General features: G+C 42.4%; 12 protein-coding genes and 1 pseudogene. 7 read left to right on the top strand and 6 right to left on the bottom strand.

What is annotated here, in order from left to right; genetic code table 11:
• Positions 1-389, bottom strand: a pseudogene (locus tag H6F66_RS06585) (IS1 family transposase); the annotation flags it as partial.
• A gap of 222 nt (positions 390-611) precedes the next feature.
• Here H6F66_RS06585 and H6F66_RS06580 point away from each other — a divergent pair.
• On the top strand, positions 612-824 hold the full coding sequence (locus H6F66_RS06580) for a hypothetical protein (RefSeq protein WP_190419463.1): 213 nt from the start codon (positions 612-614) through the stop codon (positions 822-824).
• 195 nt (positions 825-1019) lie between these two features.
• Here the strand turns inward: H6F66_RS06580 and H6F66_RS06575 are convergent, their stop codons facing one another.
• Positions 1020-2078: a GDSL-type esterase/lipase family protein gene (locus H6F66_RS06575; RefSeq protein ID WP_190419461.1), complete on the bottom strand. Its 1059-nt coding sequence runs from the start codon at positions 2076-2078 to the stop codon at positions 1020-1022.
• Between the two features lie 123 nt (positions 2079-2201).
• Positions 2202-2672, bottom strand: a complete 471-nt coding sequence (locus H6F66_RS06570) for a hypothetical protein (RefSeq protein WP_190419459.1) — start codon at positions 2670-2672, stop codon at positions 2202-2204.
• 117 nt (positions 2673-2789) lie between these two features.
• Between H6F66_RS06570 and H6F66_RS06565 the strand changes: the two genes are divergently transcribed.
• On the top strand, positions 2790-3002 hold the full coding sequence (locus H6F66_RS06565) for a helix-turn-helix transcriptional regulator (RefSeq protein WP_190419470.1): 213 nt from the start codon (positions 2790-2792) through the stop codon (positions 3000-3002).
• 97 nt (positions 3003-3099) lie between these two features.
• Here the strand turns inward: H6F66_RS06565 and H6F66_RS06560 are convergent, their stop codons facing one another.
• Together H6F66_RS06560 and H6F66_RS06555 are read right to left on the bottom strand one after the other, a co-directional pair.
• Positions 3100-3477: a hypothetical protein gene (locus H6F66_RS06560; RefSeq protein ID WP_199295479.1), complete on the bottom strand. Its 378-nt coding sequence runs from the start codon at positions 3475-3477 to the stop codon at positions 3100-3102.
• Between the two features lie 2 nt (positions 3478-3479).
• Positions 3480-3689, bottom strand: coding sequence for a hypothetical protein (locus tag H6F66_RS06555; protein WP_190419457.1), 210 nt, complete (start codon positions 3687-3689; stop codon positions 3480-3482).
• 300 nt (positions 3690-3989) lie between these two features.
• On the opposite strand from H6F66_RS06555, the gene H6F66_RS06550 reads away from it, so the two are divergent.
• The 5 genes from H6F66_RS06550 (at position 3990) to H6F66_RS06530 (ending at position 7425) form a co-directional block, all read left to right on the top strand.
• The gene (locus H6F66_RS06550) at positions 3990-4256 is read left to right on the top strand and encodes a helix-turn-helix transcriptional regulator (RefSeq protein ID WP_190419455.1); all 267 of its coding nucleotides are present in this window, start codon (positions 3990-3992) and stop codon (positions 4254-4256) included.
• Between the two features lie 91 nt (positions 4257-4347).
• A complete protein-coding gene (locus H6F66_RS06545; RefSeq protein WP_190419453.1) occupies positions 4348-4680 on the top strand; it encodes a DUF433 domain-containing protein in 333 nt (110 codons plus the stop codon).
• Positions 4680-5039, top strand: coding sequence for a DUF5615 family PIN-like protein (locus H6F66_RS06540; RefSeq protein WP_190419451.1), 360 nt, complete (start codon positions 4680-4682; stop codon positions 5037-5039). The genes H6F66_RS06545 and H6F66_RS06540 overlap by 1 nt, the downstream gene beginning before the upstream one ends.
• Positions 5040-5249: 210 nt before the next feature.
• A complete protein-coding gene (locus H6F66_RS06535) occupies positions 5250-6641 on the top strand; it encodes a ParA family protein (RefSeq protein ID WP_190419449.1) in 1392 nt (463 codons plus the stop codon).
• The gene (locus H6F66_RS06530) at positions 6634-7425 is read left to right on the top strand and encodes a hypothetical protein (protein WP_190419447.1); all 792 of its coding nucleotides are present in this window, start codon (positions 6634-6636) and stop codon (positions 7423-7425) included. Before H6F66_RS06535 ends, H6F66_RS06530 begins: the two co-directional genes overlap by 8 nt.
• Positions 7426-7543: 118 nt before the next feature.
• Here the strand turns inward: H6F66_RS06530 and H6F66_RS06525 are convergent, their stop codons facing one another.
• Entirely contained in the window at positions 7544-8209 is a 666-nt protein-coding gene (locus tag H6F66_RS06525) for a Uma2 family endonuclease (RefSeq protein ID WP_190419445.1), read from the bottom strand.
• Positions 8210-8273 lie beyond the last annotated feature (64 nt).

Raw genomic sequence — 8273 nt, 5'->3', positions numbered from 1 at the left:
ATCACCTGACTCTAATTGAGTTGGCAGACATTGCTTTTGTTTTTTTCAACAAATGACCACAATTCATCTGCACTTACTTGTTCAGTTTGGACGGCTTGTACTTCGCCATTGTGAACCAATTGAGCCTGCTGGCTCGCTGCATGGACAAGGCTAACGACGGTATTGTAGGCAAGTCCTATAGTGCGGCTAATCCCTCTGAGACTGCTGCCTTCACTATGAGCCTGTAAAACTTGTCGGATTTGTTCTGGAGTGACTTGCCGATGGTAGTACAACGTGTCAAATCGCTCGTTGAACGTTTGCTCGCACTGGGGGCAGAAATAGCGTTGGCTTCCATTTGGGGCTTTACCATGTTTATGGGTGCTAGGATGACCGCAAAGCCGACATTCCATAGATCATGCTTGAAAGTAGATACCTCTCTACTTTACCTGACCCACCATTTCTTGACGCACTACCAGAAACGCTATAAAGCAACGAAGTTTAAACAGTTAAGGCAAATCTTTAACTTTTCTTCATGATTTTCCTGGCAAACGGTTAAACTTCATTGCAAAGTAAGAAGAGAGTAGGAACAGCGTGATAATTTCTTTAAGGTGACAAACGGCTGACAGATCAAGATGGAGAACACAGTCAACGTGCAGTTAAATCAATCCTCAACCCCTTCATTTCGTGAAGACTTTAGTGAGTACGTTGCTCATCTACAACTTCACATGGCTTTGCAAGCCCGTAACTTAGTTCCCACTCTCACCAGAGCTGCTGATAGCCGAGAACAGCTATTGCAGCAAACCCAAGCTGATATTGAGAAGCTGGTTTCTCGTCAAGGCATCTAGCCAGCTCATCTGTTGATTGGCTCAGAAGCGGTAGCCACGCCATTATTTTTAATATTTTTCGCAAACTCAATTGAATTCAGAGTTGAAATCAGAGCTTTATCGCTCTGATTTTTTTTCAGAAATTAAACTCGTTCCCTGATGGGGCCTGGGAACGAGTTTAAGAGGCTCTATCTTCATTGATAATGATGCACCGCTCTACCGTCTGAGATAACTATACGCACGAGTCGGGCGATTCACAGCCACCCAGGAATCTGCCTGCTGTAGCGCCAATTGCCACACCTCATATCCGCGACGGTTTAAATGCAGTCCATCTGTTGTCAAGTCTAGGCGCAAGTTCCCGTCAATATCGCTAAAGCGAGAATGGGTATCTAGATAGCCTGCACCCTCTCTTTGAGCAAGGTCAGCAAGTTGTTGGTTAAGGTTACGAATCCGGCTATTTGGTATAGCATCCAGCCGAGTAGGAAGAATAGATTGGAGGATGACTGAACTACTCTTGTGATTCTGCCGTAAGCGACGGACAATCTGGCGGAGATTATTCAAAATTGCCTCATCAGTTGCACCCTGGCGTAAATCATTTATACCTGCCAAGACATAAATTGCATCTGGTCGAGTTTGGGAAAAGACAGACAATCTTTTTGAAATGCCACGGGAAGTATCGCCAGATATTCCCTGATTCAGCCACAAACTCCCAGCAGGTAATCGCTCTGTGGGAAACCACAAACTGATAGAATCGCCAACTAATACTGCTAGACGATTTGAACCCTGACCTTCAGCAACTGCCTTGGCTTCCTTTGCCAATAAACTTTTCCACTGCTCATAGGTGGGTTTTGTCCTTGCCTTTACCCAAGTTGACTGGAAGCTATCAGCAGGTATGCGAGTATAGATTTTGCCTGCTTTGAGAGCTGCTAATCTTTGGTAAAAAAGTTGAGTTCCAGAACTGGGTAAGAGGTTAGCTGGCTTAGGTTTCAGTAAAGCTTCGATACTGGGTAATATCTCTGTAGCTGCTGCTGCCAATATTGGGGTTATCGGTGGCGTGTCAGTTTGGGAACTAAACCGCTGCTGACTGAATTCAGGGGAGGTTATTTCAACTGTGGGGATTATTTTCTGAGTGACAAGAGGCTCAAAGGCATTTGACTGGGGTACATTTAATGCTAACAGGGTGTCTGTCCCCTTTAATGGTAATGCTGGTGGCGGTGGGGTTAACATTTGCCCCCCGGTTAATAAGCTTGCTGCCAACAGATAAGGATCTCCCATTCTCTTTGACTCCTTCACACTATCCCTTCTTTTGACAGGGATTATTGGTTGGAGTCAGGAATTTTTGGGGAATGCGATCGCATTCTTTATATGCTAGACAAGGCTACTGGCTGAAATTTTCTCTCAGCCAAATTTTTCTTGGTTATAAACTTGTCGCAGTTGTTGCAGTGCTACCTGCGACAAGGCAGATTTAACTATAGCTACCAACTTCCCCCACTCCAACAATTTCCCCATTGATGCTGCTTTCTTGAACTGATGCGCGTAAAATTCCGTCCAAAAGTGCGGTGCTTGCTTGATTTTCCACTTTCTTCGCCACCGCTTGCGCCACCGCACCATATCTCCCTCCCTTGGTGCCTCGACTCCGGAAATCGGCGGAAAGTCTGCATAGCTGACAAACCGACTCACGCCTTTGCCATGTACGTGAACGACGTGCCGCCAGCAGGTAATTTTATAAATCTGTTCTGGCTGGAGATGGAACAGCAGCGCAGCTGTCTCTTCTGTTACAAATCGAGCCAAGGGATGCACAATTCCCGATTTGTGAATAATTTTTGATTCTGTAATTTCTAGCGAAGTCTGCTGATGTGTTGATAACATAGTAGGTGCTTTCCCTAATTGGGAGCATTGCAGCGATCGCACTGTAGTTTGCCAGACCGGGGGGGATCGCTTTTAATCTTTAATCATCATAAGGTGCATCTGCACCTTGCGTCAAGTATGGGTTTAGTTAGATTGAAAATTCGAGAAATGGCGGCGGAGAAAGGCTGGACTCTGAAGGAGGTTTCCGAACGTTCCGGAGTAATCTACAATACAGTGAAAAGCTATGCCCGTCGTTCAGAAATCGCAACAATTGACTTTATTTCTCTGCAAAAGTTGGCGCGGACGTTTGATGTCATGATTGAAGACTTGGTGGAGATTGTGGAGGAGTAAGCGATCGCGCTCCTGTTGCGGGAAGGCTAGATAAGCAAAGTTTTTCTTTGCAGGCTTCAAAGCGTGATGTTTCCCCAAAGGTACTATTTTAGTCACGTTACGCGGCGCTTTCCTTTCCTGGTAAGCTGCCCAGATAGTCTCGGCGTTTTACCCACAGTTGGCGGAGGTATTCCATCATCTCTTTGTAGTAGTCGGAGAATTTCTGGCTGTCTTCTTTAATCTGAAATCCGAGTTGTTGCAGTGCGGTAGGGGTGTGGCACGTTTGAAATAAAAGCGCGATCGCATCCCACCAGAGTCGCAATTGACGATAACTCACAAATTGTCCGCCGCGATCTGTGCGATGCACAAAAAGTACATTTTGCCAATACTCGAATCGCAGGATTAATGATTCTGGGATTTTCAGGTATTTCGCCACAAGTGCAACAGTGAGGCGAAATGTCTTTGGCGGTTGAATGCGGCGAAACAAGGCTGTCATAATCAATTCATTCCAGGTTTAACTGTTGAGTCGCTGGTTTCTGGGGTGGTGTCGAAAATGATGGAGTAGGGAACGTTTGGAGTATTCGCTTTCAGGATTCGCAGATGCGCTTCGGCATCGCTGCGACGACGAAAACGGGCGATAATCAGAGATCGCATATCAGGAAGCGAACGGATGATGCACCAAGGATGTAGTTTGGAGTAATACGTCATAAAACTCTCCCAGTCATAGCTGCGAGTTGAATGATATTTATGATTGCGTCAAGCTTTCACTGTCAATTCACCAAAAAACTTAGATAGTGATCGCGCGATTGCCTGTCAGTTCTTGGTGGAATGACGGTTATATAAGAAACTGAGGAAAGGGCAGACATCAAAGAATGCAATTTAAGTGGATAGCTGACTAAACTGATGTGCAACTTTCAGATGGCCTGCCCTTTCTGTGTGTCCTTCTATATGAAGTGTACTTCTTAAAAAAATTTCTGTCAAGAAGTGTGCTTCTAAAATTGTGCTGCTATGTCAGAAGAACAACAAAATAAAGAAGAGCCAATTTCGCCGTTGAAAAAGCTACGGATTCAGGCTGGTCTGACTCAGGCAGAACTAGCTAGGCTGATTCCTGACAAAGCTGGAGATAAGACTCTCTCCCAAAGAGCGGTGAGTGCTTGGGAGAGAGGTGAATATCAGCCGGAGCTAACTATTCCGCAGGTGAAGGCGCTTTGCAAGGCATTAGGTGTGACTCTCGACGAACTACCCGATGACTTCAAACCTTGGGAGCATCCTTAGCGATCGCGCTTTTGGGGTGAAGAGTGCGATCGCGTTTTTGCAGCCTTCAATGCGGCTCCTCTATGATGTTATGTATTTAATAAGGTGAATTATGCAATTAGAGGACTATTTCAACTTTCTAGCTCCTAACGATATTCGCATTACGGGAACACGGATTGCCATTGAGCATATCCTCTATGAGTACATACACTGCGCGAAATCTCCGGAAGCGATCGCGCAGCAGTTTCATACAGTCACCTTAGAGCAAATCTATGCCACCATTTTGTATTACCTGCACAACCGGGAAGAAGTAGAAAAATATCTAGCGGATTGGTTGGATTATACGCTCAAGGCAGAATCAGAATATGATAAAAATCCTCCAGCAGTCGTTGTTAGGCTACGCAAGTTAAAAGCAGAACGGGAAAGAGTTCAAGTATCCAAATAATGTCTATTCGGTACTTGCTAGACGAGAACTTGTCCCCTTCCTATCGAGAACAACTGCTGCGTCGTCAACCGGATTTAATTGTTTGGATGATTGGCGATCCAGGTGTTCCACCAAAAGGTACGCTAGATCCTAAAATTCTGCGGTGGTGTGAGGAAAATACCTTTATACTTGTAACCAATAACCGCCGTTCTATGCCTGTACACCTAGCCGATCATTTAGCGGAAGGTCGCCACGTTCCAGGCATTTTAGTGCTTCGTCTAAAAGCAGAAATAAGACAGATCATTGAGGATTTAATTCTAATTGCAGCGGTATCGGATGACGATGAGTATCAAGATCGCATCGATTACATACCGCTGTAAATGAATGGAGCGATCGAGCTTGTCTGCTGTGGGTAGAGTGCGATCGTGCCTCAGTGCAGATTCTATATTAATCGTGAAATCGCTTAACTTATAACTCTGCTGTTAAGTTAGGAAGAATTTCTTACGTATAAATACAGAGGCACACTCATTAACAAACGTGATTACATTGAGAAAGAAAAAGGTTTTTTCTTTCTGCTTAGATATTACGTAATGTTAAATACAAATTTAAATTGGAATAATATTTTAGGCTCTATTCCAGCCAAAGCGCATGAGCCTATTGTAAGTAATCAATTTGTAGTACCCCTTCTAGAAGCGCTCGGATTTAATAATCAAGAGCGATTTCCCCAGTTTGGGACAGGTAAAGGTGCTGACAAGGTAGATTTCGCAGTTCGTAAAAACAATGACGGTGATATCTTTTTAACTTCTAAAACCAATCCGTACCTGCTGGTTGAAGTGAAGGGACGCGCAACAAATGCTGGAGTTACAATTAACCTATCACAAAATACTCCTTACTACTTAGCGACTAAGGAACAGATTCAAAGATATATGCTTGCCCCTAACTGCAAAACTACTCAGTGGGGCATTATTACTAATTCAAACCATATCCAGCTATTCAGAAGGCATGGAAAGGTAGTAATTCCAGCAACTCCCAACGTTTTAATCGATCATAATAACATTAGTAATGTAATTGCTAACATTAAACATTTGATTGACAATCCGCCAAAGGCTTTAACCGTTTGCCTGTACAACGATAAGGGAGGTGTGGGTAAAACTACAACAACTATCAATTTAGCGGCTATTTTATGGAAACAGGGGAAAAAAGTTCTTGTAGTTGATTTTGATCCACAGCAAAGAGATTTAACGGAGTTACTTGGGATAAAAGAAACCTCTGTTAAACTTTCGGATTGTCTGATTAATAGATCATTGGATATTCGCGATACAATTCAGCCCTTTCAGCTTCTAGATAAAAGTGGAAAAAAAATAAAGTTATTCGATGTTATTCCTTCAGATTCAAAACTGGAAAACTACATGGATCATGACTATGAAGCAAAAATTCAAAAAGGTTCAGGGAGATTACAAGACTTACTTCGGGTTTTTGTTAATGATTATGATTATATATTGATTGATGCACCAACCAATTGGACATTTTTTAGTAAAAGCTGTGTTCGCGCTTCAGATGTAGTGCTTATCCCGACAAAGCACACTAACTTTGCATCTATAAAAAATGTATTTAAAGTAATTAAGCAGTTTATTCCAGAAGTGCAAAGACTTAGAAATGACAGTGGTCCAACTGCTTTACCAATTTTCTTCAATGAACACAAGCAAACTGAGACTTCAATCCAAAGGACACACTTGGAAATTAAAAATATTTTGACTAAAAAATCTATTAATAATGGTCAACCAGCTGTGTTAGATCCTGACTTACTGCCCTACTATTATCCTAGAGCTAAAAAAGGGAACTTTGATACAACTATATTCAGTATTCCAGAATATGCAGTTGTTTCCAGTGCTGCCTTCGCTCGTGTGCCAGCAGTTTTTAAGAACAAGAACGTTGCTGAATATTATCTCGGCTTAGCTAAGGAGTATTTTTTGTATGGTTGATTTTGATAATATTGGTAAGCTTATGCACTTGCCACTAGCTGATATTGAGCCTGGAGAGCAATTTTCAGCATCAGAATTTATCATTACTGCCGCAGCAGATGCAGTATTACAATCAAATGGGCGTAATTGGATTCCTATTCTTGTTAAAGAAATAGGTGACTATCAGTATCAAGTTGTTAGCAATCACTTTGTTTATGCAGTTGCTCAACAAGCTGAATTAGAACGAGTCTGGTGCATTGTAATTCAACCAGAGCCTAAAAGCATTGAACAAGCAAGAATTTTAGCAAGAGAAGTTACTCCTAAAGTAAATCTGAGTACAGCATCAAGAGATACCATTTTAGCTGCACTTAGATACTTAATTGCAGAACCAGACGGTACATTAAAGGGAGTAGATGCGATTGTAGCTGCTAATCGAATTGCAGCAGCTGATAGAAAAAATTGGTCAGGCTTTAGCCCTATCACAACTTTGAAATGTGGAATTACTAAGGGCAAAAAGTTGGATGCTCTGGCTAAAGTATTTTTTCTATCGCCACCAGCGGCACCAACGCCACCGCCAGAGGTTATCAGTATTAAACAGGCATCAAGAGAGGAGATTTTTAGCCGTATAAGCTATTTATCAACTAACAAAATCAGTGGGTTTGAAGCAGTTGATGTAGAAAAAGCAGCCGACATTATTTTTACTGCGAGTAAAGGTAAGTGGAAAAGCTTAAATCCTATCTCAAAACTTGAATGTGCTATTGATACTGCCAAAATCAAGACTCTAAAAACAGTATTTAGTCTTTGATATCATCCACGATTAGCTGTGTAAGCTCAAGTTTGGAATCACCCAATTATTCGGGGGCTGCTAATTTTTAGTAATCTCATGCTCACAATGGAGAAAGCGATCGCATCCTCCCCAACTCCTACAAATTAGCAATCTGTTGAGCAAACCAAATAGCCGCGCTGCCATTAGTTCCCTGTTTAAGCTGTGATAAAGCCTGCTCTAATAAAGAAATCGGCAACCCTTCAAGTGCTACAGAATATTCGTACTGCTGATACTTGCCATCATCCTGCAAACGAAATGCCAGCACTCTTTCGCTTTTAACATCAACAACCCAATATTCAGGAATTTGCAAAGCTGCATAAAGTTGCTTTTTTTCATCCAAATCAGTTGCTATAGTTGTATCACCCACTTCACCTACTAAATCGGGAACTCGCCACTGATTCAAATTAAGGTAACGTCGCTCACCCTCTCGCCAAATTGGGTAATTTTCACCAAGATAAAGAACTAAATCTGGCGATGCGGCTTGTGTATTCGGCTTTTCCATTAAGCAACCGCCTAGAGAATGAAAAATTTGCCCTGGTTTAGCCACAAACCAGAAAGCAAAGAGCATTGTGAATAGTTCATTAACTGCGGCGTGGTTAATTCCTTCATTACCCATTTGAACGAAAAGATATCCCTGATTAAAAAATAAACCTACTATTTCTGGGTTTGGATCGTCAGCGTAAGCTAAATAATCTTCCCATGTCGCGGGTTGCCATTTTGGAATGGCTGAAGTTAGATGGCGCGATTTTGGAGTTGAGATCATAGAAGCAAATAGTGGGGTTGGAAGTTAGAAATGTTTAAGCGATCGCTTGCAGATAGCATCAAAC

Source organism: Trichocoleus sp. FACHB-6, from assembly GCF_014695815.1.
Lineage (GTDB): Bacteria > Cyanobacteriota > Cyanobacteriia > Cyanobacteriales > FACHB-T130 > Funiculus > Funiculus sociatus.
Note: the sequence above shows the minus strand (reverse complement) of the source record. Positions and strands in the feature narration are given on the sequence as shown.